At 70.6% G+C, this 25,788-nt stretch carries 22 protein-coding genes; 12 read left to right on the top strand and 10 right to left on the bottom strand.

The window, feature by feature from the left end; all coding sequences use genetic code 11:
• Nucleotides 1-13 precede the first annotated feature (13 nt).
• Both HS109_13400 and HS109_13395 read right to left on the bottom strand, forming a co-directional pair.
• Nucleotides 14-388 (bottom strand): EamA family transporter, encoded by a 375-nt coding sequence (locus HS109_13400; GenBank protein ID MBE7523366.1) that lies wholly within the window; start codon nucleotides 386-388, stop codon nucleotides 14-16.
• A gap of 4 nt (nucleotides 389-392) precedes the next feature.
• Complete coding sequence (locus HS109_13395) at nucleotides 393-2,075, bottom strand: glycosyltransferase family 39 protein (protein MBE7523365.1); 1,683 nt, start codon at nucleotides 2,073-2,075, stop codon at nucleotides 393-395.
• A gap of 92 nt (nucleotides 2,076-2,167) precedes the next feature.
• Here HS109_13395 and HS109_13390 point away from each other — a divergent pair, with 92 nt between their 5' ends.
• The 4 genes from HS109_13390 to HS109_13375 all read left to right on the top strand — a co-directional run bounded on the left by HS109_13390 (nucleotide 2,168) and on the right by HS109_13375 (nucleotide 5,904).
• Nucleotides 2,168-2,683 (top strand): GNAT family N-acetyltransferase, encoded by a 516-nt coding sequence (locus tag HS109_13390; GenBank protein MBE7523364.1) that lies wholly within the window; start codon nucleotides 2,168-2,170, stop codon nucleotides 2,681-2,683.
• Between the two features lie 160 nt (nucleotides 2,684-2,843).
• Nucleotides 2,844-4,343 carry a cysteine--tRNA ligase gene (locus HS109_13385; protein ID MBE7523363.1) on the top strand — a complete coding sequence of 500 codons (1,500 nt, stop codon included), beginning with the start codon at nucleotides 2,844-2,846 and terminating at the stop codon, nucleotides 4,341-4,343.
• Nucleotides 4,340-5,350 carry a fumarylacetoacetate hydrolase family protein gene (locus HS109_13380; GenBank protein ID MBE7523362.1) on the top strand — a complete coding sequence of 337 codons (1,011 nt, stop codon included), beginning with the start codon at nucleotides 4,340-4,342 and terminating at the stop codon, nucleotides 5,348-5,350. The genes HS109_13385 and HS109_13380 overlap by 4 nt, the downstream gene beginning before the upstream one ends.
• Before the next feature lie 275 nt (nucleotides 5,351-5,625).
• Entirely contained in the window at nucleotides 5,626-5,904 is a 279-nt protein-coding gene (locus HS109_13375; GenBank protein ID MBE7523361.1) for a hypothetical protein, read from the top strand.
• 241 nt (nucleotides 5,905-6,145) lie between these two features.
• On the opposite strand, the gene HS109_13370 is transcribed toward HS109_13375, so the two are convergent.
• Complete coding sequence (locus HS109_13370) at nucleotides 6,146-7,375, bottom strand: hypothetical protein (protein ID MBE7523360.1); 1,230 nt, start codon at nucleotides 7,373-7,375, stop codon at nucleotides 6,146-6,148.
• Between the two features lie 62 nt (nucleotides 7,376-7,437).
• A complete protein-coding gene (locus tag HS109_13365; protein ID MBE7523359.1) occupies nucleotides 7,438-8,007 on the bottom strand; it encodes a cob(I)yrinic acid a,c-diamide adenosyltransferase in 570 nt (189 codons plus the stop codon).
• A 140-nt stretch (nucleotides 8,008-8,147) separates the two neighbouring features.
• Here HS109_13365 and HS109_13360 point away from each other — a divergent pair, with 140 nt between their 5' ends.
• On the top strand, nucleotides 8,148-9,794 hold the full coding sequence (locus HS109_13360; GenBank protein MBE7523358.1) for an acyl-CoA synthetase: 1,647 nt from the start codon (nucleotides 8,148-8,150) through the stop codon (nucleotides 9,792-9,794).
• 67 nt (nucleotides 9,795-9,861) lie between these two features.
• Entirely contained in the window at nucleotides 9,862-10,689 is an 828-nt protein-coding gene (locus tag HS109_13355; protein ID MBE7523357.1) for an enoyl-CoA hydratase, read from the top strand.
• On the opposite strand, the gene HS109_13350 is transcribed toward HS109_13355, so the two are convergent.
• Together HS109_13350 and HS109_13345 are read right to left on the bottom strand one after the other, a co-directional pair.
• Nucleotides 10,686-11,735 (bottom strand): DUF4105 domain-containing protein, encoded by a 1,050-nt coding sequence (locus HS109_13350; protein MBE7523356.1) that lies wholly within the window; start codon nucleotides 11,733-11,735, stop codon nucleotides 10,686-10,688. The two genes, HS109_13355 and HS109_13350, sit on opposite strands and share 4 nt — an antisense overlap.
• Entirely contained in the window at nucleotides 11,722-12,768 is a 1,047-nt protein-coding gene (locus tag HS109_13345) for an AI-2E family transporter (protein MBE7523355.1), read from the bottom strand. Before HS109_13345 ends, HS109_13350 begins: the two co-directional genes overlap by 14 nt.
• Nucleotides 12,769-12,851: 83 nt before the next feature.
• On the opposite strand from HS109_13345, the gene HS109_13340 reads away from it, so the two are divergent.
• Nucleotides 12,852-14,309, top strand: a complete 1,458-nt coding sequence (locus HS109_13340) for an alpha/beta hydrolase (GenBank protein ID MBE7523354.1) — start codon at nucleotides 12,852-12,854, stop codon at nucleotides 14,307-14,309.
• Nucleotides 14,310-14,454: 145 nt separating this feature from the next.
• On the opposite strand, the gene HS109_13335 is transcribed toward HS109_13340, so the two are convergent.
• Nucleotides 14,455-15,894 (bottom strand): efflux transporter outer membrane subunit, encoded by a 1,440-nt coding sequence (locus tag HS109_13335; GenBank protein ID MBE7523353.1) that lies wholly within the window; start codon nucleotides 15,892-15,894, stop codon nucleotides 14,455-14,457.
• Nucleotides 15,895-16,159: 265 nt separating this feature from the next.
• Between HS109_13335 and HS109_13330 the strand changes: the two genes are divergently transcribed.
• Both HS109_13330 and HS109_13325 read left to right on the top strand, forming a co-directional pair.
• A complete protein-coding gene (locus tag HS109_13330; GenBank protein MBE7523352.1) occupies nucleotides 16,160-16,786 on the top strand; it encodes an NAAT family transporter in 627 nt (208 codons plus the stop codon).
• Nucleotides 16,787-16,925: 139 nt separating this feature from the next.
• Complete coding sequence (locus HS109_13325) at nucleotides 16,926-18,056, top strand: patatin-like phospholipase family protein (GenBank protein ID MBE7523351.1); 1,131 nt, start codon at nucleotides 16,926-16,928, stop codon at nucleotides 18,054-18,056.
• A gap of 52 nt (nucleotides 18,057-18,108) precedes the next feature.
• On the opposite strand, the gene HS109_13320 is transcribed toward HS109_13325, so the two are convergent.
• From HS109_13320 to HS109_13310, 3 genes are all read right to left on the bottom strand, one after another.
• On the bottom strand, nucleotides 18,109-19,398 hold the full coding sequence (locus HS109_13320; GenBank protein ID MBE7523350.1) for an FAD-binding oxidoreductase: 1,290 nt from the start codon (nucleotides 19,396-19,398) through the stop codon (nucleotides 18,109-18,111).
• Nucleotides 19,395-21,023 carry a GMC family oxidoreductase N-terminal domain-containing protein gene (locus HS109_13315; protein ID MBE7523349.1) on the bottom strand — a complete coding sequence of 543 codons (1,629 nt, stop codon included), beginning with the start codon at nucleotides 21,021-21,023 and terminating at the stop codon, nucleotides 19,395-19,397. The genes HS109_13320 and HS109_13315 overlap by 4 nt, the downstream gene beginning before the upstream one ends.
• A gap of 94 nt (nucleotides 21,024-21,117) precedes the next feature.
• Nucleotides 21,118-22,608 carry a PLP-dependent aminotransferase family protein gene (locus tag HS109_13310; protein ID MBE7523348.1) on the bottom strand — a complete coding sequence of 497 codons (1,491 nt, stop codon included), beginning with the start codon at nucleotides 22,606-22,608 and terminating at the stop codon, nucleotides 21,118-21,120.
• Between the two features lie 120 nt (nucleotides 22,609-22,728).
• Here HS109_13310 and HS109_13305 point away from each other — a divergent pair, with 120 nt between their 5' ends.
• From HS109_13305 to HS109_13295, 3 genes are all read left to right on the top strand, one after another.
• Nucleotides 22,729-23,832, top strand: a complete 1,104-nt coding sequence (locus tag HS109_13305) for a mandelate racemase/muconate lactonizing enzyme family protein (GenBank protein ID MBE7523347.1) — start codon at nucleotides 22,729-22,731, stop codon at nucleotides 23,830-23,832.
• A 179-nt stretch (nucleotides 23,833-24,011) separates the two neighbouring features.
• On the top strand, nucleotides 24,012-25,058 hold the full coding sequence (locus tag HS109_13300) for an ABC transporter substrate-binding protein (protein MBE7523346.1): 1,047 nt from the start codon (nucleotides 24,012-24,014) through the stop codon (nucleotides 25,056-25,058).
• 23 nt (nucleotides 25,059-25,081) lie between these two features.
• On the top strand, nucleotides 25,082-25,788 hold a 707-nt coding region (locus HS109_13295; protein MBE7523345.1), incomplete at its 3' end, for an ATP-binding cassette domain-containing protein.

Genomic DNA, 25,788 nt, shown 5'->3' with positions numbered 1-25,788 from the left:
GGGCCTGGCGCGGTCATGCGCTCCTCGCGACCAGCCAGACGCCCAGCACGATGACGCCGATGCCGATCCAGCGTTGCAGCGTGACCGTTTCGCCGAAGAGCGAGTGCGCCGCGACCGCGTTGACCACGTAGCCCAGCGACAGCATCGGATAGGCGACCGACACCGGCACGCGCGACAGCCCGAGGATCCAGACGACGACCGACACCGCGTAGCAGGCGATGCCGGCCACGATCGGCGGGTTGGTCGCGAGGCGTCCGAAGGTCGCGAGCCAGGTGTCCGGGGTGAGCGTGATGACGCCGGTCGCGTTGGTGCCGGCCTTGAGGAAGAGTTGCGCGGCGGCGTTCAAGAGCACGCCGGCAACGAGGAAGGCGAAGGCCGCGAGGGTCATCGGATCACCGGCGGGAGACGAGTACCCGCCGCGGACTGCGGGCCAGCACCTTCATCGGCACGCCCTGCGCGACGAAGCGCTGGTAGTCCGGGAGCGGCATGAGCGCGTAACCGTCCTTCAGGGCGGTCCAGGTCGCGATCCACTCGGCGTCGGACCCAATCGCAAGTCCAGGCTCCATGTCGAGGCCCATCGCGAATTCATCGCGGAACGCGACGAGCGTCGTCGGGCGTCCGAGGTAGAACGGCACGGTCTGGTCGTAGCTGCCGATCTGAAAGAACGGAACCGAGGCGTCGAGCGGCGCGCCGCGCGCGTTCTTCGCCTCGCGCAGGATATCGTATCCGGAGCGCGTCGCGCGGAAGACGTCCAACCCGACGATCAGCACCTGGAACGCGAAGAGCGAGCCCAGCGCGATCGCCATGAGCCCGAGCGTCCGCGAACGGTCGTCGCCGCGGCTCATCCACCACCAGCCCGCGAGCGCCCCGGCGGCGAAGAGGGCCGCGCCGAGCTTCGCCCAAGGCACGTAGGCCGCCAGGTACTCCTGTGGCGTGCGTCCGTCCGCGAAATGCGGAACCATCGGCTCGAATCCGACGAGGACGAGCACGAGGAGCACGGCGGTGCCGATCGCGAACGGCCGCAGCAGCCAGGCGATCCGGTTCGCCGGCATCGAGGCGAGCGAGTGGCCCAGCACCATCATCAGCGCCGGGAACATCGGCAGGATGTACGAAGGCAGCTTCGAGCGGGAGATCGAGAAGAACACGAACACGACGCCGGCCCAGGCGAGGCAGAAGGCCTGCCAGCGGAAGCCGTTCCCGACGGCGCTCTGGCGCCAGGCGCCGCGCCAGGTCCACGGCGCGATCGAGACCCAGGGCACGAGGCCTGCGGCGAGGATCGGGACGAAGTACCACCAGGGCCCTGGCCGCTTCGCCTCGTCGGTGGCGAAGCGGCGGAAGTGTTCGTTCACGAAGAAGAAGTCGGCGAACCCGGGGTTCGCCGCGGACACCATCACGAACCACGGCGCCGCGATGGCGAGAAACAGCGCGAGCCCGATCACCGGATGCAGGCGCCGCCACGGCCCCCAGTCCCGCGTGAGGAGCGAATAGGCGACGAGCGCCATGCCGGGAATCGCGAGCGCGACCGGTCCCTTGGTGAGCGTGGCCAGCGCGATCTGGGCCCAGGCCGCGAGCATCCAGCCCCGCACCGCCGGGCGCGACAAGCCTTCGCGGTTCGCGAGCAGGAACGAGCAGAGCGCACAGGCGAGCAGGAACTCGAGCAGGGCGTCGAGCGTCACGATGTGGGCGAGCAGCAGATGCCAGATGCAGCCCGCGAGCGCGAGCGCCGCGTAGGCGCCGGCGGTCGGTCCGGCGAGCGCCGCGGTCGTGAAGCCGACGACGAAGATCGTCGTGAAACCCGCGACGGCGGGCGCGAGACGCGCGGTCCACTGGTCGGTCTCGAAGATCCGGAACGAGGCCGCCGTCACCCAGTACTGCAGCGGCGGCTTCTCGAAGTACTTGATGCCGTTCAACCGCGGCGTGAGCCAGTCGCCGGAGACGTTCATCTCGCGCGCGATCTCCGCGTAGCGGCCCTCGTCGGGGTGGTGCAGCTTGCGCAGGTCGAGACCGGAGAACCACGCCACCGATGCCAGCGCGACGACCAGCACCCAGGCGCTGCGGGGGAGGGAGGCGAGCAAGGAGGCGGGGGCGAAGGTGCGCGAAGGGGGAGTGCCCGGAGGCGCGATTGTACCGGGAGCGTGGTAGGCTCCCGGCCCGCATCCCGATCACGATGGTGCCGCCCCTCGCTCCGCAGGACATCGTCGCCGCGACCGTGGACGACATTCCCGTCGTCGCCGCGCTCGCGGAGGTGATCTGGCGCGAGCACTATCCGGCGATCATCTCGCACGCGCAGATCGACTACATGCTCGCGCGCGGCTATTCGGCCGAGGCGCTCGGTGCCTTCGTGCACGACGAGGGCGCGGGCCTCGCGATCCTCGTCGTCGGTGGGTCGCCTGCGGGGTTCGCCGCGTGGTGCCGGGCGGATGAGCCCGCCACCACGAAGCTCGACAAACTCTACGTGCTCGCGTCCGCGCGAGGCACGGGCGGCGGTCGCCGGCTGATCGAACACGTCGAGACGGCCGCGCGCGCCGACCGATCCGGCGCGCTGATCCTCAACGTGAACAAGCACAACGCCAAGGCCATCGCCGCCTACCGGGCCTGCGGCTTCGCCATCCGCGACGAGGTCGTCGCCGACATCGGCGGCGGTTTCGTCATGGACGACTTTGTGATGGCGAAGGCGCTGTGACGCCGCGGGCTTGCTTCGGCGCGCCCGATGACGCTACCATGCAGGCATGGTCCGCGCTCCCTGTCGCCCCGTCGCTCCCGCCTGATCGCCGGCGCGCCAGCCGTTCTTCGCCCACCCGAGGAAAGCCGCCGTCCCGACCGGACCGGCGGCTTTTTCGTTGATGCCCCGACCCCTCGCGCTCTACGACACCTGGGAACGCCGCGTCCGGCCGTTCGAGCCGCTCGCCGCGTCGGGCCCGGTCGGCCTCTACACCTGCGGCCCGACCGTCTACGACTACCAGCACATCGGCAACTACCGCACCTTCCTGTTCGAGGACGTGCTGAAGCGCGTCCTGACCTGGAACGGCCACGACGTGAACCACGTGATGAACGTGACCGACGTCGGCCACCTCGTCTCCGACGCGGACGAGGGCGAGGACAAGATCGAGAAGGGCGCGCGGCGCACCGGCAAGACCGCGTGGGAGGTCGCCGCGTACTACACCGAAGCGTTCCTCGCCGACACGAAACGCCTGAACCTGCTGCCGCCGACGGTGCTGTGCCGCGCGACCGACCACGTCGCCGAGCAGATCGCGTTCGTGGCCGAGATCGAGAAGAACGGATTCGCGTACGTGACCTCCGACGGCGTCTACTTCGATACCGCGAAGCTCGACGACTACGGCTATCTCGCCCGCCTCGACGTCGCCGGCCTCGAGGCCGGCCACCGTGTCGACCTGGGCGAGAAGCGCCATGCGACCGACTTCGCGCTGTGGAAGTTCTCTCCTCCGGGCGAGGCGCGCCAGATGGAGTGGGATTCCCCCTGGGGCCGCGGTTTTCCCGGCTGGCACATCGAGTGCTCGGCGATGGCGCAGAAGTATCTCGGCGACTACTTCGACATCCACTGCGGCGGCGAGGACCACATCCCGGTCCACCACACCAACGAGATCGCGCAGACCGAAGGCCGCCTCGCGAGCCGGCCGGAGGTTCCGCGCGATCGCCGGCGGCTCGCGAACTTCTGGATGCACGGCTACTTCCTGCTGGCGAACGACGCCAAGATGGCGAAGTCCGCCGGAGGCTTCCTGCGGCTCGCGACGCTCGACGAGCGCGGCGTCGACCCGCTCGCCTACCGCTATCTCTGCCTCACCGCGCACTACCGCAGCCAGCTCAATTTCTCCTGGGAGGCGCTCGACGCCGCGGCGACGGGCCTCGACCGGATGCGCCACGGATTCCACGCGCTGCCCTCGGCTGATGCGTCACCCGACGCGGCGTCGCTCGAACGCTTCGGCGACGAGATCAACGACGACCTGAACCTGCCGCGCGCGCTCGCGCTCGCCTGGGAGGTGCTGCGCGGCGACCTCGCGCCGGTGGTGAAGCGCGCCACGCTCGCGCGCTTCGACGACGTGTTCGGGCTCGGGCTCGCCGCGTGGACCCCGAAGAGCGTCGACGCACCCGCTGACGTGAAGATGCTGGCCGAGGCGCGCCTCGCGGCACGCCGGAACAAGGCGTGGGCGGAGGCCGATCGCCTGCGCGCGGCGCTGCACGCCTCCGGATGGGAGATGGAGGACCGCGCGGACGGCTATGCGCTGCGGCCGCGCGGGGACAAGGTGCCCCCGGAGCAGCCTGCGGCGGCCTCCCCTCGGGGGGCTGCGTCGTCGGAGCGATCCGGCGGAGGGGCGTCCGCATGAAGCTCGCGACGCTCGCCGACGGCACCCGCGACGGCAGGCTCGTCGTCGTGGCGCGCAACCTCTCGCGCTCCGTGGAGGTACCCGAGATCGCGCGCACGCTGCAGGCCGCGCTCGACGACTGGACGCGCGTTGCGCCAGCGTTGTCTGCGATCGCCGCGGAACTCGACGCCGGGCGGCTGCAAGACGCGCACCCGTTCGATCCTGCGCGCGCGATGGCGCCGCTGCCGCGCGCCTACCAGTGGGTGGACGGCTCGGCCTACGTGAACCACGTCGAACTCGTGCGCCGCGCGCGCGGCGCCGCGATGCCGCCGGAGTTCTGGACCGATCCGCTGATGTACCAGGGCGTGTCCGACCGCATGCTCGGCGCCTGCGAGGACGTCGTCGTGGCGGACGAGGCCTACGGCATCGACTTCGAGGCCGAGGTCGCCGTGGTGACCGGCGACGTGGCGATGGGCATCGCGGAGGCCGACGCGCTCGCGCACGTGCGTCTCGTGATGCTCGTCAACGACGTGAGCCTGCGCAACCTGATCCCGGCGGAACTCGCGAAGGGCTTCGGCTTCCTGCAGTCGAAGCCCGCGTCGTCGTTCTCGCCGGTCGCGGTCACGCCCGACGAACTCGGCGCCGCGTGGCGCGACGGCAAGGTCCACCGGCCGCTCGTCTCCACGCTCAACGGATCGCTGTTCGGCCGGCCGGAGGCAGGCGTCGACATGACGTTCTCGTTCCCGCGGCTCGTCGCGCACGCCGCGAAGACGCGCGAACTTCGCGCCGGCACGATCGTGGGTTCGGGCACGGTGTCGAACAAGGAGAACGGCGGTCCCGGACGTCCCGCGTCGGCCGGAGGCATCGGCTATTCGTGCATCGCCGAGCAGCGCACCGTCGAGACCATCGTCGCCGGTGCGCCGGCGACGCCGTTCATGCGCTTCGGCGATCGCATCCGCATCGAGATGTTGGACGATGCGGGGCGGTCGATCTTCGGGGCCATCGACCAGCGCATCCGCCGCCCGTGACGCGTCGTCGCTGACGACGACGCAGGGCGCAGTCCCCGCTGCCGGGTCGACCGGCGTTCCGGTCGGTCGCCCGCCGGCGGCGTTTCGTCCGGCGAACCGGGCGCTTCGTCGCGTTGGCCTTGGCGGGACCACGGCGGCTCCCTAGAGTCCGTTACGACGACGACGCGAGCCGCGGCGGCACCCGGTGAATCCGGAATGCGCACTCGCGGCATCTCATCGACGACACCCGCCGGGGCCGGAAGCCGGGCGGGACGCGAAACCAGGAGACTGCTGCCATGACGACCCGCAACCGCACCCAGGATCCGCAGCCGGCGTTCGTCCAGGCCGGCGCACTCGTCCTGTCGTTCGCGTTGACCGCGCTCACGTTGGGCGCCGCGATGCCGGGCGGCGCGTCGTGGGTGGCCGGACGTCTGCTGCCGGATGCCGGCAACGCGTTCGAGACGATCGCCGCGCGCGGCGCGACCGAAGTCGAGATCCGGCCCGGGCGCATCGAGGTCGTCGGCGAGCGCGCGCACGCGAACGCGTCCGACGCCGTGGCGGCGAAGCGCGGGTAACCCGAGGGTTCATCGCTCCTCTCCCCCAGAGAAGCGCGCAGGGCCGGCAGCCTTCGGGCTGCCGGCTCGTGCGATTTCCGGCGCCGGTACCGGGCGAGGTTCTCCCTGCGTTGCTCGCAGGTCCGGCTTCAGCCGAATGCCTTCGGCCTCGATGGGTCGAACCCCGTCGGCCTGAAGGCCGACCCACAAGGCCTTCGCATCGGCGCAAGACGCGCCGCCACCGCAGACACCGGCGCCACTGTCACCTGTCAACTGACTCCTGACTCCTGACGCCTGCCTCCTGCTCGATGGCATCGACGAGGTCGCGGGTCTGCTGTTCATGCGAGAAATCGCGATGCCGCAGCGCGAACGCGCGGGCAGCCTCGCGTGCGCGACCGTCGGCCGACAGTTCCGCGATGATCGCCCGGTAGTCGACCGGCGCGGGCCGCGCGCCCGCGTTGACGCAGGCGCCGGTGCGCTCGACGCAACGGGCGAGCAGGAACTGCTCGTTCTGGGTCGGCAACAGCAGGCACGGCACCCCGGCGAGGAGCGCCTGCACCATCGTCGCGCCGCCGGCGTGGCACACGCACAGCGCGGCGCCGTCGAACGCCTTCGCGAGGTTCACCGGACCGGTCGCGTACCGGATCGAAGGATGCGGCACCGGCGGCTTCTTGCCGGTCGCGACGTCGGGCAGGTAGCACAGGGTGCGGCACCCGGCCGCGGCGAGCGCCTGGAGCACGGCGGGGTGATCGGAGAACCCGCTCTTGACGTAGGCGAACGCCTTCGGACCCTCGCCCGGCGGAAAATCGGGTTCCACGCCCGAGCCGGGCAGGTAGTTCGGGCCGTACCAACGTTCGCCCTCCGGCAACTGTTTGCGCTGGTAGTGATCGAACTCGGGCCACGCGCACAGGAGTGCCCGGTCGCCGCGGAAGAGTTCGCTGCCGCGCGTGAACGGACGTCCCCGGTGCCGTGCCAGGACTTCGTTCGCCGTCCGGAGGATGGTGGCCTCGCTCTCCTGCAATCGCTTCGCCGGCGCAGGCGCCCAGTCGCGAATGTCCGGCAGCGGTCCTTCCGCCGGCGGAATCCAGAAGCCCGGCCCGACGGCGACGACGCGAATGTCCAGCATGCGCGCGGCGATGGTCGCCGTGGGCGCGTAATCGGTGACCACGAGGTCCGCGCGGGTCACCCGCATCAGGTCGCGCCAGCCCAGCACGAGGCCCTCGAGCGAGTTCACGTCCATGTACGCGTAGCCCATCAGGATCTCGGCGAGGCTCGCGGGAATCTGGGGCGCGCCGACCATCCGGTGCAGCCACGCCGGCGTCTGCAGCTTGGGACAGTCGAGGTCGGCGAGCAGGCGGCGCGGATGGACGAGGTCACGCAGCGCCATCGCCGGCTGGTGGCCCCGGCGCGCGAGTTCGACGGCGAGCGGCTTCAGGCGCCCGGCATGTCCGAGGCCCGCACCCATTTCCCAGCCCAGCAATACGTTCGCCATGCGGTCCACGGAGGTGAAAGTCGACGGCGAGGCTACCACGCCGCCTCCGCTCGCCGGAGGAATCAGGCGGACGGCGTGCCGCCGCGGGCGCGATCCTTCTGCCAGAGCACGTCGGCGCGGCCGGCGTTTGCATTCAACGCGCGCGCCATCACGAACAGCAGGTCGGAGAGCCGGTTCAGGTAGCGGCGCGAGGACTCCGATACCTCCTCGGCGTGGGCGAGGTGCACCACCGCGCGCTCGGCGCGCCGGCAGACGGTGCGCGCGGCGTGCGCGAGCGCGGCGGGGCGCGTGCCGCCGGGGAGCACGAACTCCTTCAGCGGCGCGAGCGGCGCGTTGAAGTGTTCGATGCGCTCCTCGAGGCGCTCGACATGGGCGTTCGCGACGGCGGAGTAACCGGGAATCGACAACTCGCCGCCGAGGTCGAAGAGGTCGTGCTGCACATCGACGAGGCAGGCGGTGATCGGCTGCGGCAGGGCTTCCGCGAGCAGCACGCCGATCGTCGAATTGAGTTCGTCGACGGTGCCGATCGCCTCGATGCGGGTGGCGTCCTTGGCGACGCGGCTGCCGTCGCCCAGGCCGGTCGTGCCGGCGTCGCCGGTGCGCGTGACGATCTTCGAGAGTCGGTGGCCCATGATGGTCGATGTCCGGTGGATTGGCGACGGTAGCGGAAGGCGGGGACACGCGGCAAGGGCCGCGCGCGGCCTCGCGCGAGGAGCCCCGCCGTCGCCGTCCCTGCTAGCATACGGGACAGCGCCTCGATCGGATGGATCGCATGCCGAACCCCTACGCCCGCGGCCTCGACCGCCAGGCGGCCAACTACGCGCCGCTCACCCCGCTCTCGCTGATCGCGCGTACCGCCGAGGTGTGGCCCGACCACCCGTCGATCATTCACGGCAAGCGGCGCTCCACCTGGGGCGAGACCTACGCGCGCTGCCGGCGACTCGCCTCCGCGCTGGCGAGGCGCGGCGTCGGTCACGGTGACACGGTCGCCGCGATGCTCGCGAACACGCCGGAGATGGTCGAGATGCATTTCGGCGTCCCGATGACCGGGGCGGTGCTGAACACGCTCAACACGCGGCTCGACGCGGAGGCGATCGCTTTCATGCTGGGGCACGGCGAGGCGAAGGTGCTCGTCACCGACACCGAGTTCGCTCCGCTGGTCGCGAAGGCGCTCGCGCTGGTGAAGGCGAAGCCGCTCGTGATCGACGTCGCCGATCCCGAAGGGCCGAACGCGAACGAACCCGCCGCGAGGCTCGGCGCGATCGAGTACGAAGCGCTCCTCGCGGAGGGCGACCCGGCGTTCGCGTGGCGTCCGCCGCAGGACGAGTGGGACGCTATTTCGCTCAACTACACCTCGGGCACCACCGGCAATCCGAAAGGCGTCGTCTACCACCACCGCGGCGCGCTCCTGAACGCGATCTCGAACATCGTCGACTGGGGCATGCCGAGGCACTCGGTGTACCTGTGGACGCTGCCGATGTTCCACTGCAACGGCTGGTGCTTCCCTTGGACGATGGCGGCGAACGCCGGCACCAACGTCTGCCTGCGGCGGGTCGAGGCGAAGGCGATGCTCGACGCCATCCGCGAGCACCGCGTGACCCACTATTGCGGCGCGCCGATCGTGCATTCGATGCTGGTCAACGCGCCCGACGAACTGCGCCGCGGGATCGATCACCGCGTGTCGGGGCTCGTCGCGGCGGCGGCGCCGCCGGCGTCGATGATCGAGGGCATGGAGCGCATCGGCTTCGACCTGACGCACGTCTACGGGCTGACCGAGACCTACGGCCCCGCGTCGGTGTGCGCGAAGCACGCCGCGTGGGCCGACCTCGACATCGGCGCGCGCACCGAGCGCAACGGCCGCCAGGGCGTGCGCTACACGCTCGAGGAGGGCATGACCGTGATGGACCCGGAGACGATGACCGAAGTCCCGCGCGACGGCGAGACCATGGGCGAGATCATGTTCCGCGGCAACATCACGATGAAGGGCTACCTCAAGAATCCGAACGCGACCGCCGAAGCGTTCGCCGGCGGGTGGTTCCACTCGGGCGACCTCGCGGTGCTCCAACCCGACGGCTACGTCAAGATCAAGGACCGCAGCAAGGACGTGATCATCTCGGGCGGCGAGAACATCAGCTCGCTCGAGGTCGAGGACGTCCTCTATCGGCACCCGGCGGTGATGGCGGCGGCGGTCGTGGCGCAGCCGGACCCGAAGTGGGGCGAGACGCCGCGCGCCTACGTCGAGCTGAAACCGGGCTCGAACGCGACGCCCGACGAGCTGAACGCCCACTGCCGCAAGCACCTGGCCGGGTTCAAGGTGCCCAAGGGCTACGAGTTCTGCGAACTGCCGAAGACCTCGACCGGCAAGATCCAGAAGTTCGTGCTGCGCGAACGCGCGAAGTCCACGCAGGCGATCGAGTGAAGGCTCGCCCGGGCTCGCCGCGAGTCTACCCCCGCAGGTTCCCGCAGCCGCGGCAAACCACGACAACATGGAGGTGCCTGTGAACGAACGCGCGCGTCCCGAGGCGGTGGCCGAGCCGCCGGTGCTCCTGTCCGTCGAGGCCGGCGTCGCCCGGCTCACGATGAACCGTCCGAAGCAGTACAACGCCATTTCGCGCGGCATGCTCGACGCCATGCATTCCGCGCTCGAAGACATCGCGCGCGACCGCAGGATCCGGGCGGTCGTCGTGGCCGGCAACGGCCCAGCGTTCTCCGGCGGCCACGACTTGAAAGAGATGATGGCCTGCCGCACCGAGGAGTTCATCGGCGGCCTGTTCGACGCCTGCAGCCGCGTCATGCTGGCGATGGCGGCGCTGCCGCAGCCGGTGGTCGCGCGCGTGCACGGCACGGCGACCGCGGCCGGTTGCCAGCTCGTCGCGGCCTGCGACCTCGCGGTCGCGGCGAGCGACGCGCGCTTCGCGACCTCGGGCATCAACTTCGGGCTGTTCTGCGCGACGCCCGGCGTGCCGCTGTCGCGCAACCTCTCGCGCAAGCGCGCGTTCGAGATGCTGTTCACCGGCGAGTTCATCGACGCGCCGACCGCGCTCGACTGGGGGCTCGTCAACCGTGTGGTCGCGCCCGCCGAGCTCGACGCGGAACTCGCGCGGCTCGTCGGCGCCATGACGGCGAAGCCGCGCGACGTGATCGCCGCCGGCAAGGCGCTGTTCTACGCGCAGCTCGAGGCGCGGCTCGCGGACGCCTACGGCCTCGCGAGCAAGGCGATCACGCGCAACATGCTCGGGCCCGATGCCGCGGAGGGCGTGGGCGCGTTTCTCGAGAAGCGCAAGCCGCGCTGGGACGACGACGCCGGGGGTTAACCCGGCGCGGCCCGCCGTATCGTCGGAAGGTTGGCGCGGATCTTCTGCGGGTAGTCCGGCCCGTCGCCCGCGGCCTTCGAGACCGCCGTGATGTCGGAGCGGCGGCGCAGTTCGGCGAACGGCAGGTCGGAGTCGAGGTAGCCCTCGTCGTAGAAGTAACGGTCGATCCAGCCGTTGAAGTAGTGCCGGATCGACCAGCCGCCCTGGCGCCCGGCGAGGTTCGCGTAGCGGACGATGTTGACCGTGCAACTGTTCGAGAGCAGGTTGTAGAACTCGGGCCGGTCGGCGAGTTCGTTGATGCGCCGGACGTATTCGCGAAACAATGCCTGCGCCGCCTGCGGCGACACGTTCAGGCGGTAGAGGAACACGTCCTCGTCGCGGAAGTTGGTGCGCAGGCGCACGAGGTCGCGCTCCTCGCCGACGACGTAGATCAGCTCGAACCTGCGGAACAGCGAGGCGAGCGGGTCGAAACCCTCGCCCTTTTCGGGTCGCGTCTCGATCGAGACCGCGAGCGGCGGCGCGTCGTCGAAGGTGAAGGAGAGGAACGTGTGCCCGATCGGGCCCTTCATCCAGAAGGAAATGTAGAAGTCGATGCCGGTGATGTGCGAGACCCGCACCTGGCGCGTCTCGTAGCGCGGCGTGAAGTCGTCGCGCGAGCGGTAGTCGAAGTCGCGCACACCGGTGATCGTCACGAGGTCGCCGTTGACCGTGGCGCGCGGCAGGACCGCGACCTCCTCGCGCCAGTCGCGGCGGTCGAGCGGCTGGACCAGGAGTATCCAGCCCGCCAGGATCGCGAAGAAGACGGCTGCGTAGGCCGCGCGCACCCGCCATCGATTCGACCGGAACAGCGCCCAGCCGCCGACGAGCGCGAACATGAGCGCGAGGCATCCGCGCAGCCAGGCCTCCGAAGGCTGCGGCGCGAACCAGATCGCGAGCGTCGCCCACGCGTGGGCGAGCACCAGCACCGGCAGCACGAAGAGCATCGCCAGTCCGCGCAGCACGTGCGCGACCCGACCCGGGGGCGCCGCGGCGTCAGAGCCGGCCATCGCGCGAGAGCAGGATGGCGATCGGGCGCGTCCCGCGAAACTCGGAGAGAACGATCACCGCCGCCGCCGTGATCGGCACCGCGAGGAACGCCCCCGCGATGCCCCAGAGCGCGGCCCAGACGGTGAGCGCCACGAGGATCGCGAACGGCGACAGGTTGAGCGAGTTGCCCATGATGTAGGGGTCGAGGACGTTGCCGATGACGAACTGGGCGATCGAGAGGACCAGCACGAGTCCGATCACCTCGTCCATCGTGGGAAACTGGACGATGGCCATCAGCGCCGGGGCGACGACGCCGAGAATGGACCCGAGATAGGGAATGAAGTTCAACAGGCCGATCAGGACCGCCCAGAGCGGCGCGAACTCCAGGCCGAAGAAGGCCATGATCGCCCAGCTCACCCCGCCGAGCAGCACCGACAGGAAGGTCTTGAGCGCGAGATAGGCCCCGATCCGGGTGTTGATGTCGGTGGCGACCTGCCGGATGCGCGTGGCGTCCTTCGGACTGGCGGCGAGCCGGTCGATCTTGGCGCTCAACGTCGCACGTTCGATCAGCAGGAACGACGCGCAGATGAACACGAAGACCATCGTCGCGGCGATCGAGGTGAGCGAGGCGACCGTCGCGCCGACCACGCGCTGGAGATTCACCTGGCCGAGGACCTCGCGGCGCAGCGTCGCCCAGGTCGGCTCGCCCTCGACCCCGAGGAGCGCAGACGCGCGCTGGATCTTCACGAGCAGCGACTCGAGGAACTGCGGTCCCTGCGCTCGCATGGCGTCCGCGTAGCGCGCGACCGCCGCGAAGGTCACGACGAGCGCGATCGTCATGGCGGCGATCGACAGCGCGAGCCGCAGCCAGGGCGGCATCGCGCGCCCGAGGCGCGGCACGCGCTCGAGCTGGCGCGTGAGCCCGAGGATCACGTACACGACGAGGACCGAGAAGACGACCGGCACGAAGACCGGCCGGCCGATGTAGAGCACCCAGCCGATGAGGACCGCGAGGAAGGCGCCCTGGACGAGCGTCGGGAATCGTTCGTGCATGAAGGTTCGTCAGGCGGCACGCGGATCATAGCGCCAGGTGCGCCTTTCGCCTACAATCGCGCTCCGTTTCCCGTGCGGTTCCCATGCTCCGGATTCTCTCCATCGTCAAGTGGCTGGTGGTCGTCGCCGTCGTCGCGCTCGCGGCCGTGCTCGCATTGCGCGCGTGGCAGGTCCAGCAGGGGCCGCCGCTCCGGCTCTGGCACACGTTCGCGCCGCAGGAACTCGATGCCGCGGCGATCGACCGCAGCGACTGGGCCGGTTACCTCGCGGCCGAAGCGGCGGCGTTCGACGAGGTGCAACGCGAAGTCACGCAGAAACTCGAGCCCGAGGACCGCGTTCCGGCGAACCGCTATTTCGACGGCGCGCCGATGTTTCCCGGGCGATTCGCGCAGGACTGGAACCGCTCGTTCGTGCTGGAGCCGGCGGGTCCGCCGGCAGGCGCGGTCGTGCTCCTGCATGGACTCACCGACTCGCCGTACAGCTCGCGTCACGTCGCGAAGCTCTACCGCGACGCGGGCTTCGTCGCCGTGGCGATCCGGCTGCCCGGCCATGGCACCGTGCCGGCCGGATTGGCGCGGGTGCACTGGGAGGACTGGACCGCCGCCGCGAGGCTCGCGGTGAGGGAGGCGGTCCGCCGGGCCGGTCCCGGCAAGCCGCTCCACCTCGTCGGCTACTCCAACGGCGGCGCGCTCGCGATGAAGTACGCGCTCGACGCGCTCGACGACGCGAAGCTCGCGCGCCCGACGCGCATCGTGCTGCTCTCGCCGATGATCGGCATCACCGAGATGGCGCGCTTCGCGGGCGTGCTCGGCTGGCCCGCGGCCCTGTCGAGGTACGCCAAGGCGGCGTGGCTCGACGTCGTGCCCGAGTTCAATCCGTTCAAGTTCAACTCGTTCCCGGTCAACGGCGCCCGCCAGTCGTCGCTCGTCGCGGCGGCGCTGCAGGAGAAGATCGCCCGCCGTGCGAAGGAGGGCGCGCTCGCCGCGCTGCCGCCGGTGCTCACGTTCCAATCGGTGGTCGATTTCACCGTCAGCACGAGCGCGATCGTCGATGCGCTCTATTCGGTGCTGCCGAGGAACGGCAGCGAACTCGTGCTGTTCGACCTGAACCGCAACGTCCGCTACGGGCCGCTCCTGCGTGCCGCGGAGGCCCGCTCGCCGGCCGCGCTGCTGCCGGCGCCGCCGCGCAGCTACGCCGTATCGGTCGTCAGCAACGCATCGCCGGACACCCGCGAGGTGGTCGAACGCCGAGTCGAGGGCGGCAGCGCCGACGAACGGTTGCGTGCGCTCGGCCTCGCGTTTCCGCCCGACGTGTTCTCGCTCTCGCACATCGCGCTGCCGTTCCCGGCCGACGATGGACTCTACGGGCTCGCGCCCGATCCGGGCGAGGACTTCGGCGTGCGGCTCGGCGCGATCGCGCCACGCGGAGAGCGCGGCGCGCTCGTCGTCAGCGTCGATGCGCTCACGCGCCTGCAGTCGAACCCGTTCATGCCCTACGTGCTCGAGCGCATTCGTTCGGACATCGGCGTGCCGGTGAATTAGGAAAGCCCTGCGCTACTCGCGGATGCGCGGCGCATCGAGCGCCGACGGACGGTTCTCGTGGGTCAGCCTTCAGGCTGACGGATTCGCGCCGAATCGAAGCGAAAGGCGTCAGGCTGAAGCCCGACCCACGGGCACCAAGGTTGCATCAGGGCATGCGGGTGGCGGCGACGCCGAGCGGGCGCGGTGTCTTCGCATCGGCGAGATCGACCCAGCCGCCGCCCATCGCCTGATAGACGCCGATCACCTGGACGAAGCGGTCCGCCCGCGTGCCGACGAGGGCGAGTTGCGCGGCGAACAGCTCGTTCTCGGCGATGAGCACCTCGACGTAGCTCGCGAGCCCGTTGTCGAAGCGCAGCCGCGACAGCCGCGCCGATTCGGCGAGCGAGGAGACGCGCACCGCCTGCCTGCCGGATTCCTCGAGGCGATTCTGCGTGCCGGCGAGCGCGTCGTTGGTCTCGCGGAACGCGTTCAGGATCGTGAGCTGGTAGGCGTTGAGCGCCGCCTCGCGCCCGCCTTCGGCCGCCTGGACCTGGCCCGCGATGCCGCCGGCGGTGAAGATCGGCCCGGTCAGTCCCGCGATCAGGCCCCAGGTCATCGCCGGACCGGTGAGGAAATTGCCGAACGCCGTGCTCGCGCTGCCGAGCGCGGCGGTGAGCGAGATGTCCGGGAAGTACAACGCCTTGGCCGCTCCGATGTTGGCGTTGGCCGCGACGAGGTTCTGCTCGGCCTGAAGGATGTCGGGGCGCCGGAGCAGCAGCGTCGACGGCAGGTCGGCCGGAATGCCCGGCGCGACGAGCTCACCGATCGTCTTCCCGCGGGGAATGGCGCCCGACGGACGTCCGAGCAGGATCGAGATCAGGTTCTCCTGCGCCGCGATGCGTTGCCCGAGCGCCGGGATCGCGGCGAGCGCCTGCTGGTACTGCGAGTCGATCTGCGACACCTCGGTCTGGGACACGAGGCCGTGATCGAAGCGCAGCTTGAAGATGCGCGCGGTCTCGGCGAAGTTGGCCGACGTCGTGCGCGCGATCTCGAGTTGGCGGTCGAGCGCGCGCAACCCGATGTAGCTCGCGGCGACATTGGACACGACGGTGAGCACGACGCCGCGCTTCGCCTGCTCGCTCGCGTATACCTGCGCCTGCGCGGCCTCCGAAAGGCGGCGCACGCGGCCGAAGAGGTCGAGCTGCCACGCGGCGCCGAGCTGCGCCTGGTAGAGCGTGAAGTGGTTGTCGGCCGGCTGCGGAATCGGCGGGAATCCCTCGCGGCTCGCGCGTGCGCGGTTGACGTTGGCGCCGTATCCGACCTGGGGGAAGAGTTGCGAGCGCGTCGCGGCCGAGGCGCCGGCGAACTGCTCGATGCGGGCCGCCGCGATGCGCACGTCGCGGTTCTCGCGCAGCGCCGACTCGACGAGGTCGTTCAGCACCGGGTCGCCGAACTGCTCCCACCACGCCGTATCGGCAACCTCGGCGGCCTTCGGGTAGTCGATGCGCCACCGGTCGGGGGCCTCGGTGACCGGGCGCACGTAGTCCGGCCCGACCGTGCATCCGGCGAGCATCGCGCCCATCAGGACCAGCAAGGGAAGTTTCATCGGGATGTCCGGCAATGGGGTCCGGGTTCCGCGGGACGGTGGTCGAGCGGGAGATCGTCCGGCATTTTACCCCGCGGCCGGGTCGTCTCGCCGGCACGAAATCCTTCAGACCTCAACCGACTCGTCCGTGTCGTCGTCTCGACGACCGGAGGGAACGAAGGTAGGCTCGCCCTGTCGCGCCGCCCCGGGCGCCTGTCATCGTCGACCGACCCTGGACCTTCTCGTTCTCGTCGCAGGATTCACCAAGGCACTGCTCCTGGTGCCGATGACGCTCCTGCCGATCATCAATCCGCTGGGCACGGCGCCGATCTTCGTCGCGTCGGTCGGGCGCAGTCCGGTGCTCGCGTCCCGGCTCGCGCGCCAGATCGCGATCAACAGCTGGATCGTGCTGGTGACCTGCATGCTGATCGGCACCTACGTGCTGGCGCTCTTCGGCATCTCGCTGCCGGTGGTGCGGGTCGCGGGGGGGTTGCTGCTCGCGGCCGCGGCGTGGCGGATGCTGCACAGCGACGCGGACGACGATGTCCGCAACGCGGCTGCCGAAGAGGCGTCGTCGATGTCGAACTACGAGCTCGTCCGGCGAAGCTTCTACCCGATGACCTTCCCGTTGACGACCGGGCCGGGCACCATCGCGGCGTCGATCGCCCTCGGAGCGCAGTTGGACAAGACCGCGCCGGTGCTCTACCTCGCCGGCGCCCTCGTGGCCGCGGCGGGCGCGGCGCTCGTGTCGGTCATCCTGTACCTGATCTTCAAGAATTCCGCGTGGGTGCTCGAGCGGCTGGGCAGCATCGGGACGATGGTGATGACGCGGTTGATGGCGTTCATCCTGCTGTGCATCGGCGTGCAGATCATGTGGACCGGATGGGCCGAACTGAACGGGCTGAAGCCCTGACGCACGCGATGGACGCCGCATGACCGGGAAGCGGTGGTCGGACCGGGTCCGTGGGCTCGGGCGTCTCGCCACGGTGCTCGTCCTCGCATCGGTCGCCGGATGCGCGGTCCTGCCGCGCAACGCCGTGCCACCGGAGTTGATGGCGCAGGCGGCCATTCCGGGCATGCCCGACGTTCGGGCGACGGCGGGCCGACGCAACGCCGCGTTCGAAGCGGACTTCGAGCGCTCGTTCGCGCAGGAGTCTCCGAAGGACTTCCCGGCGGACCGGGACGGCGTGGTCCGGTACGCGCATCTCGCGCTGTCGGGCGGCGGGCCGAACGGCGCGTTCGGCGCGGGACTCGTCAATGGCTGGACCGCGTCGGGCACGAGGCCCGTGTTCAAGGTGGTGACCGGCGTGTCGACCGGCGCGCTGATGGCGCCGTTCGTGTTCCTCGGACCGAAGCACGACGACGAATTGCGCACGTTCTACACGACGACGTCGTCGAGCCACATCTTCCGGATGCTGTCGATCCTGCCGCAGCTCTTCGGCGGCGAGTCGTTCGCCGACACCGCTCCGCTGCAGATCATGATCGCGCAGTTCGTCGACGAGGCATTCCTGGCGGCGGTCGCGCGCGCGCACGCCTCGGGGCGCCGGCTCTACATCGGTTCGGTCGACCTCGATGCGCAGCGCTTCGTCGTCTGGAACATGGGGCTCATCGCGTCGAGCCGGCGGCCCGAGGCGGTGAACCTGTTCCGCCGGATCATGCTCGCGTCCGCGTCGGTGCCGGTCGCCTTTCCGCCGGTGTTCTTCGACGTCGAGGCAGGCGGACGGGTGTACGACGAGATGCACGTGGACGGCGCGGTCGCGGCCAACCTGTTCTGGAATGCGGGCGTGCTGAGTTTCGCCGACGCGCGGGTGCGCGCGGGGAGGGTCAGCGCGCGCGATGAGCTCTACATCGTGCACAACGGCCAGCTCATGCCCAGCGCCGACGTCACGCGGCGCTCGCTCCGCTCGATCGCGCTCCGTTCGTTCGACGCGGCGGCGCGTTCGGCGGTCGTGGGCGATCTCTTCCGGGTCTTCGCGGCCGCCGGGCGCGACGGCGCGGGCTTCCACTGGATCACCATTCCCGAGACCGTCGAGATCGACGGCGAGGAGGTATTCGATCCGGTCGCGATGGGTCGGCTCTACGAGTCGGGCTACGACATGGCGCAGCAATCGGGTCCGCCGTGGACGACACGGCCGCCGGGCGCGGGACGTGCCGGCCGCGGGGGTGTCCCGGAAACGCCCTAGCGAAAGGTGGCGCAACCGCACGGATGCGCGACGCGCCCATCGCGCCGCGGCATCAGATCGGCAGGCGGTCACGCAACCGGTAGTAACGCACCGCCGGGGCGAGGAACCACGGGTTGCCGGAATACAACGGCCGGGTGGCGAACGGCAGGCCGTCGAAAGCGGTCCGGCCGTCGGGCAGCCCCAGCGCCTGCTGGCCCAGGCGCATGCCGAGGTAGCTCGCCATGCCCACGCCCGAACCGCAGTAGCCCGCCGCGTAGCGGATGCCCTCGTGGATGCCGAGGTGCGCCAGTTCGTCGAAGGTGTAGGCGACGAAGCCGCACCACGAGTGCGAGATGCGAACCTCGGCGAGCGCCGGAAAGATCTTCACCAGGTCCGCGCGCAGCAGCGGGCCGCTCACCGCGGGATCGGTCTCCCGCACCGAGACGCGCCCGCCGAAGAGGATGCGGCGGCGGTCCGGGGAGAGCCGGTAGTAGAACACGACCTTGCGCGAGTCGCTGACGATGCGGTTGCGCGGTATCAGCGTCGAGGTGAGCGTCGCGGGCAATTCCTCGGTCGCGATCATGTAGCTGCCGATCGGAATCAGGCGGCGGCGCAGCCACGGCAGCAGCGCGCCCGAGTACCCGTTCGTCGCGACGACCACCTCGCGCGCAAGCGTGCTGCCACGCTCCGACCGCACGCGGAACCGGTCGCCGTCCCGCTCGATCGCGATCACCGGCGAGCGCGCCGTGATCTGCGCCTGCGCCGCCGTCACCCGCTCGAGCAGGCCCTGGTGGTAGCGCGCCGGGTCGATCGACGCGTGCGCTTCGTAGACGACGCCGCCGTGGTAGGCGTCGGTGTCGATCTCGGAGCGCTGTTCGGCGCGCGGCACGATGTGCGCCGGAACCTCCAGCCCCCTCGGTTGCGCGGACACGCTCTTCGCGAGCGCCTCGTACTGCGCGGGATTGTGGGCGGCGTGGAAGCGGCCCACCACGCCGAAGTCGCAGTCGATCGCCTCGTTGCGCACGAAGTCGCCGACGAACGCGAGCGAGCGCTGGCCTTCCTTCATGATCTCGAACGCCCGCTTCTCTCCGTGCCGTTTCGCCAGCGCGGCGAACGACGGCTTGACGCTGGTCGAGATCTGCCCGCCGTTGCGCGTGCTGCAGCCGAATCCGGCGTCCTCGGCGTCGAAGACCAGCGTGTGGCGTCCGGCGCGCGCGGTCACGAGCGCGGCGTGCAGTCCGGTGTACCCGGAGCCGACGATCGCGACGTCGCACTCGCGCGGGATCGGCGCGGCGGGCAGGACGGGACGAGGCACGCGCTCCCACCACCACGGAGCGAAGGTCGGGGTCGGTGCGGCGGTCATGGCGTTCCTGCGGCAGCCTCGAGCACGAAGTCGGCGGCGCGCTCGGCCACCATCAGCACCGGGGCATGGGTGTTGCCCGAGGTGATCGAAGGAAAGACCGACGCGTCGACGACGCGCAGGCCGGTGACGCCGTGCACCCGCAGCCGTGCGTCGACGACCGCCGTGCGGGGTTCCGGACCCATGCGGCAGGTGCCTACCGGGTGGAACACGGTCGAGGCGCGCTCGCGGATGTCCTCGCGCAACGCCTGATCGTCGTCGCGCACGCCCGGACCGGGCGCCATTTCCCGCTCGACGACCGCGGCGAGCGAGGGCGCTGCGGCGAGGCGCCGCAACAGCCGCGCGCCGGCGACCAGATCATCGAGATCCTGCGGCGCCTCGAGCGAATGGGGCTCGATGCGCGGCGGCGCGAACGGATCGTTCGACGCGAGGGCGATGCGGCCACGGCTCGCCGGCCGGCAGGGTTGCGCGGACAGCAGGAATCCGGGGAACGGGTCGGGACGCAGCAACGCGCGCTTGCCGGGCGTCGGGCGCGTGTAGGACAGCGGCGAGAAGTAGAGCTGGAGATCGGGCGCATCGAGGCCATCGCGCGACCGCACGAAGCCGCCCGCCTGGTTCACCGACATCGCGAGCGGCCCGTCGCGGTGGACGAGGTAGCGCCATCCCGCGCGCAGCCGGCCCGACCACGGCCGCAGGACTTCGTTGAGCGACGGGACGTTCGCGCGGTACACGTAGTCGATGCACAGGTGATCGTGCAGGTGCTCGCCCACCGCGGGCAGGTCCCGCACCACCGGGACGGCGAATTCGCGCAGCAACGCTGCCGGGCCCACCCCCGAGAGCTGCAGGAGCTGCGGCGAGTTGATGGAGCCCGCGCACAGCAGGATCTCGCGCGCCGCGCGCACCGTGCGGCGCTCTCCGCCCAGCCGGTAGTCGACCGTTCGCGCCCGCATGCCGTCGAATCCGATCGAGACGGCTTGCGCGCCGGTGACGACGGCGAGGTTCGCGCGCGAGCGCGCCGGGGCGAGATAGGCCGTCGCCGACGACACGCGGCGGCCGTCACGCACCGCGATCTCGTAGTGGCCGACGCCTTCCTGCGTTTCTCCGTTGAAGCCGTCGTTCGCGGGAAAGCCGAGTTCGGCGCCGGCGCGCAGGAACGCGGCGCACAGCGGGTGCGCCTGCGACCGGATGTCGCTCACCGCGAACGGCCCGCCCGACCCGCGCCACGCGGAGGCGCCGTGCGGTGCGTCCTCCAGCGCGCGGAACACCGGCAGCACGTCGCGCCAGGCCCAGCCCTCGTTCCCCTCCGCGGCCCAGCGGTCGTAGTCGGCGGGATGGCCGCGCACGTGGACCATCGCATTGATCGATCCCGAGCCGCCGAGGATGCGCCCGCGCGGCCAGTAGCCGCTCCGGCCGGCGAGATTCGCCTCCGGCTCGGTGCGGTAGCGCCAGTTCACGCGCGCGTCGTGGAAGCACTTGCCGTAACCGATCGGCATGCGCACGAAGAAGCGGTCGTCGCTGCCGCCCGCCTCGAGCAGCAGCACGCGATACCGGCCGTTCGCGGTCAGCCGGGCAGCCAGCACGCAGCCCGCCGTGCCGCCGCCGACGATCACGTAGTCGAACGGCGTCATCGGCGCCCGGGATCGCACTCCATCATGGGGCGCGAGCGTGCCACGGGGGAGGGGCGTTCCGGCAGGTCCATTCTCGTCCGGGTCGCGGGCCACTTCAGCCGCGCGCGAGCCCGTCCAGCACCTCGGCGAGCGTGTCGACGCCGGCCTCGATCTCGGGCGGACGCACGCCGCCGAAGCCGAGGACGAGCCCGCGCGCGGACACGCGGGCGAGCGCGAAGCGGTCGATCGTCGACACGGTGACACCCCGCTCGTGCGCGGCCTCCCTCGCCGCACGCTCGGGGATGCGCTCGCGCAGGTGGCCGATGGTGTGCAGGCCGGACTGGCCGCGCACGACGTCGAGCAGTCCGCGGAGCCGTCGATCCGCCGCGTCGCACAGCGCGTCGTGGCGCTCCGCGTAGATGCGGCGCATGCGACGCAGGTGCGAGGCGAAATGCCCTTCGTCGATGAAGTCGGCGACCACGGCCTGCACGACCGTCGGCACGCCGTGCATCAGCTTGCTCATCAGCGAGCGCAGCGTGTCGACGAGCGAGGGCGGCGCGAGCAGGTAGCCCAGCCGCAGCGACGGGAACAGCGACTTGCTGAAGGTGCCGACGTAGATCACCAGTCCGGTCGTGTCCACGCTCTTCAGCGTCGGCAGCGGCGTCCCGCCGAACGAGAACTCGCCGTCGTAGTCGTCCTCGATGATCCAGGCGCCGGCGCGCGCGGCGGCCTGCAGCAGCGCGAAGCGTCGTTCGAGGCTCATCACCACGCCGAGCGGCTGCTGGTGCGAGGGCGTGACGAACGCGAGGCGGAAGCGCGGGCTGCGGCGCAGGCCCTCGTCGACCCGGAGACCTTGCGCGTCCACCGGCACCGGCACGAGTTCGGCGCCTGCGGCGATCAGGCTGTTGCGCGCACCGATGGCACCGGGATTCTCGAACCATACGCGGTCGCCGGGATCGAGCAGCACCGACCCGATGAGCGAGAACGCCTGCTGCGCGCCCGCGACGACGAAGATCTGTTCGGCGTCGCAGCCGATGCCGCGGTTGGCGCGCAGGTGCGCGGCGATCGCCCGGCGCAGCGGCGCGTGGCCGAAGGGCTCGCCGTAGCCCATCACGTCGTTGCGGGCGCGCCGCCAGTGCTTCGCCGACAGGCGGGACCATTGCGCCATCGGAAACGCGTCGAAGGCGGGCAACGCCGTCGTGAACGCGCGCGGCGCCGAAGGCAGCCGCTGGCGCTCGCCGAAACGCTCCACCGAGCGGGTCATGGAGCGGGACAGTCGCGGAGGCTTCGTGGCGGCGGCGTTGGCGTCGACCGACGGCATGGGCCGAGCGGCCCCGAGCGCCTTCGAGACGAACGTGCCGGCACCCACGCGCGACGCGACGAGCCCTTCGGCGGTCAGGCGATCGAACGCCTCGATCACCGTGGTGCGCGAGACGCCGAGGTCGCGCGCGAGCATGCGGCTCGCAGGCAGGCGCTCGCCCGACGCGAAGCCGCCCGACAGGATCAGGTCGCGAAGGTGGACGTAGAGCTGCGTGCTGACCGGGCGCTTCGACGCATGGTCGAGGTGAACCGAGAGCAGCAGTGCGCCGCCGGCGCGCTTGACCATGCCGATGATCGCCGTGGAGGAGGCCGAAACGGTATCACGGAATGTCCAGAATGGACCTGTCGGGCAGTCCATTGCGCCGCGCATCATCGCCACTCCCGCACGACCGAGCCTGCCGCGCGCATGAAGATCGCCCGCATCGAGACCTTCGCCACCGAGTTCGTGGGCATCGTGCGCGTCACCGCCGACGACGGCACCGCCGGCTTCGGGCAGGTCGCGCCCTACTGCGCCGACCTGAGCTGCGCGGTCCTCCACCGCCAGGTCGCGCCGTGGGCGCTCGGGCGCGACGCGTTCGATCCCGAGGGCCTCGTCGACCACGTCTTCGAGAAGGAGCTCAAGTTTCCCGGTTCGCACCTGTACCGCGCCATCGGCGGCGTGGAGACCGCGCTGTGGGACCTGCGCGGCAAGGCCGAAGGCAGGAGCGTAAGCGAACTCCTCGGGGGCACCCGGCGCGAACTGCGCGCGTACGCGTCGTCGATGCGCCGCGACATCCGTCCGGAGGACGAGGCGGCGCGCTTCGTCGCGCTGCGCGACCGCCATGGTTTCGACGCGTTCAAGTTCCGGGTGGGCGCGGAGGCGGGGCACGACGTCGACGAGTGGCCGGGGCGCACCGAAGCGATCGTCCCGGCGGTACGCCGGGCGCTCGGCGACGATGCCGCATTGCTGGTCGACGCCAACAGCGGATTCTCGGTGCCGCGCGCGATCGAGGTGGGGCGCCTCCTCGAGGATCACGGCGTCGAACACTACGAGGAACCGGTCCCGTACTGGGAGCTCGAACAGACGAAGGCGGTGCGCGATGCGCTCGACCTCGACGTCACCGGCGGCGAGCAGGACTGCTGGCTGCCGACCTGGAAGCAGATGATCGCGATGCGCGCGGTCGACGTCGTCCAGCCGGACGTCTGCTACATGGGCGGCATCGTGCGCACGCTGCGCGTCGCGCGCCTCGCGGCGGAGGCGGGATTGCCGTGCACGCCGCACAGCGCCAACCTCACGATGGTCACGCTGTTCACGATGCACCTGCTCTCCGCGATTCCCAACCCCGGCAGGTACCTCGAGCTGTCGATCGAAGGCGCCGACTTCAATCCGTGGCAGGAGGGCCTGTTCGTGCGCTCGCCGTTTCGCGTCGTCGACGGCAAGGTGACGCTGCCGGGCGAGCCGGGCTGGGGCGTGGAGATCCGTCCGGACTGGCTCGCCGCCGCGCACCGGCAGGTGAGCGAGCTCGGCTGATGGCGCGAGGGCGTCCCCGGCCATGGCCGGACCGAGGCCGTGGCGGCCCGGACAGGACGCGCAAAGCGGACTGGGCGAGCGTTCATAATGGCCCTTTCCAGCGGTCCATGTACCCGCAAGACTGGGCGCGGCGCGGCGACCGATCCGCGGCGCATCCCCATCCCACAGGAGGAATCGTCATGTCGATCCAGCGTATCGCCGCGTCGTGCGTCGCCCTCGCTCTCGCCGCGGGGCTCGGCGTGGCGCACGCGCAGGAGATCACCGTCGTCTCGTTCGGCGGCTCCTACCAGGACGGCCAGTCGAAGGCCCTGTTCCAGCCGGCCGCGAAGGCGCTCGGGATGAAGGTGAAGGAGGAGACCTACACCGGGATCGGCGACCTGCGCCTCAAGATGAAGGCCGGCGCCAATACCTGGGACGTCGTCGCGAGCGGTTCGGGCAGCGCGGCCCGGGCCGGCGCCGAGGGGCTGCTCGAGAAGCTCGACTACAAGGTCATCGACGCGTCGAGTTTCCTGCCCGGGTTCGCCGGCGAGTACTGCGTCGGCGGCGACGTGTTCTCGACCGTCCTCGCGTGGAACACGAAGACCTACGGCGACAAGGGCCCGCGGTCGTGGGCCGATTTCTGGGACGTGAAGAAGTTCCCGGGCAAGCGCGCCTACCGGAAGAGCGTCGCCGGCGCGCTGGAGCCCGCGCTGATGGCCGACGGTGTTCCGCCGGCGAAGGTCTACGAGGTGCTGTCGCAGCCCGGCGGCATCGAGCGCGCGATCCGCAAGATCAAGGAACTGAAGCCGCACGTCGCGATCTGGTGGTCGTCGGGCGCGCAGCACGCGCAGATCATGAAGGACGGCGAGGTCGACATGACCACCGGGTGGAACGGGCGCTTCGACGTGGTCGCCAAGGACGGCGGGAAGGTCGCCTACACCTACAACCAGGGACTCCTCGACTACGACTGCTTCGCGATTCCGAAGGACGCTCCGAACAAGGCCGCCGCGATGAAGTTCCTCGCCGAGATCGTGAAGCCGGCCTACCAGGCGGAGTTCACCAAGTACATCACCTACGGGCCGACCAACAAGAAGGCCTACGAACTCGGGACGATCGACGCCGCCTACGCGAAGCGCCTGCCGTCGTCGCCGGAGAACGCCGCGAAGCAGATTCCGGTCAACCTGGACTGGTACATCAAGAACGAGGCGCGGGCCGCCGAGCTCTACCAGAACATGCTGACGGAGTGAGCGGCGGACACGCGCCGGCGGCGATGAAGGCTCGCGACGGCGCAGGCCCGCCGGCCGGCGGGCCGGCCATTCCGATCACGGTCCGGGGCCTGCGGAAGACCTACGGGCCGCAGGTTGCGCTCGACCACGTCGACCTCGACGTCGCGAGCGGGGAGTTCCTGACGCTGCTCGGGCCGTCCGGCTCGGGCAAGACCACGCTGCTGATGGCGCTCGCCGGGTTCATCCGCCCGGACGCCGGCAGCCTGAAGTTCGGCACGACCGAGGTCGTGCGCATGCCGCCGCACAAGCGCGACGTCGGAATGGTGTTCCAGAACTACGCGCTCTTCCCCCATCTCGACGTCGCGGCCAACGTCGCCTATCCGCTGAAGCTCCGCCGCGTGGCGGCGGCGGACATCGCCCGCCGCGTCGACGCCGCGCTCGCGCTGGTACAGCTCTCCGGCTACGGCCCGCGCCGCGTGCACGAACTCTCGGGCGGGCAGCGGCAGCGCGTGGCGCTCGCGCGCGCGATCGTGTTCGAGCCGCGCATCGTGCTGATGGACGAGCCGCTCTCAGCGCTCGACCGGCAGTTGCGCGAACGCATGCAGATCGAACTGCGCGAACTGCACGACCAGCTCGGCATGACGACGATCTACGTCACCCACGACCAGCGCGAGGCGCTGACGATGTCGGACCGCATCGCGGTGATCGCGGGCGGGCGGGTGATGCAGGTCGACACGCCGCGGCGCCTCTA

It is taken from the genome of Burkholderiales bacterium (assembly GCA_015075645.1).
Taxonomy (GTDB): domain Bacteria; phylum Pseudomonadota; class Gammaproteobacteria; order Burkholderiales; family Casimicrobiaceae; genus VBCG01.
This window is presented reverse-complemented; position numbering and strand designations above follow the sequence as displayed.

What these genes read in the sequence shown, in the direction of transcription:
- HS109_13400 (MBE7523366.1), bottom strand. Translation starts at nt 388, where the DNA reads ATGACCCTCGCGGCCTTCGCCTTCCTCGTTGCCGGCGTGCTCTTGAAC.
- HS109_13390 (MBE7523364.1), top strand. Translation starts at nt 2,168, where the DNA reads ATGGTGCCGCCCCTCGCTCCGCAGGACATCGTCGCCGCGACCGTGGAC.
- HS109_13385 (MBE7523363.1), top strand. Translation starts at nt 2,844, where the DNA reads ATGCCCCGACCCCTCGCGCTCTACGACACCTGGGAACGCCGCGTCCGG.
- HS109_13380 (MBE7523362.1), top strand. Translation starts at nt 4,340, where the DNA reads ATGAAGCTCGCGACGCTCGCCGACGGCACCCGCGACGGCAGGCTCGTC.
- HS109_13375 (MBE7523361.1), top strand. Translation starts at nt 5,626, where the DNA reads ATGACGACCCGCAACCGCACCCAGGATCCGCAGCCGGCGTTCGTCCAG.
- HS109_13370 (MBE7523360.1), bottom strand. Translation starts at nt 7,375, where the DNA reads ATGGCGAACGTATTGCTGGGCTGGGAAATGGGTGCGGGCCTCGGACAT.
- HS109_13365 (MBE7523359.1), bottom strand. Translation starts at nt 8,007, where the DNA reads ATGGGCCACCGACTCTCGAAGATCGTCACGCGCACCGGCGACGCCGGC.
- HS109_13360 (MBE7523358.1), top strand. Translation starts at nt 8,148, where the DNA reads ATGCCGAACCCCTACGCCCGCGGCCTCGACCGCCAGGCGGCCAACTAC.
- HS109_13355 (MBE7523357.1), top strand. Translation starts at nt 9,862, where the DNA reads ATGGAGGTGCCTGTGAACGAACGCGCGCGTCCCGAGGCGGTGGCCGAG.
- HS109_13350 (MBE7523356.1), bottom strand. Translation starts at nt 11,735, where the DNA reads ATGGCCGGCTCTGACGCCGCGGCGCCCCCGGGTCGGGTCGCGCACGTG.
- HS109_13345 (MBE7523355.1), bottom strand. Translation starts at nt 12,768, where the DNA reads ATGCACGAACGATTCCCGACGCTCGTCCAGGGCGCCTTCCTCGCGGTC.
- HS109_13340 (MBE7523354.1), top strand. Translation starts at nt 12,852, where the DNA reads ATGCTCCGGATTCTCTCCATCGTCAAGTGGCTGGTGGTCGTCGCCGTC.
- HS109_13335 (MBE7523353.1), bottom strand. Translation starts at nt 15,894, where the DNA reads ATGAAACTTCCCTTGCTGGTCCTGATGGGCGCGATGCTCGCCGGATGC.
- HS109_13330 (MBE7523352.1), top strand. Translation starts at nt 16,160, where the DNA reads ATGACGCTCCTGCCGATCATCAATCCGCTGGGCACGGCGCCGATCTTC.
- HS109_13325 (MBE7523351.1), top strand. Translation starts at nt 16,926, where the DNA reads ATGGCGCAGGCGGCCATTCCGGGCATGCCCGACGTTCGGGCGACGGCG.
- HS109_13320 (MBE7523350.1), bottom strand. Translation starts at nt 19,398, where the DNA reads ATGACCGCCGCACCGACCCCGACCTTCGCTCCGTGGTGGTGGGAGCGC.
- HS109_13315 (MBE7523349.1), bottom strand. Translation starts at nt 21,023, where the DNA reads ATGACGCCGTTCGACTACGTGATCGTCGGCGGCGGCACGGCGGGCTGC.
- HS109_13310 (MBE7523348.1), bottom strand. Translation starts at nt 22,608, where the DNA reads ATGGTCAAGCGCGCCGGCGGCGCACTGCTGCTCTCGGTTCACCTCGAC.
- HS109_13305 (MBE7523347.1), top strand. Translation starts at nt 22,729, where the DNA reads ATGAAGATCGCCCGCATCGAGACCTTCGCCACCGAGTTCGTGGGCATC.
- HS109_13300 (MBE7523346.1), top strand. Translation starts at nt 24,012, where the DNA reads ATGTCGATCCAGCGTATCGCCGCGTCGTGCGTCGCCCTCGCTCTCGCC.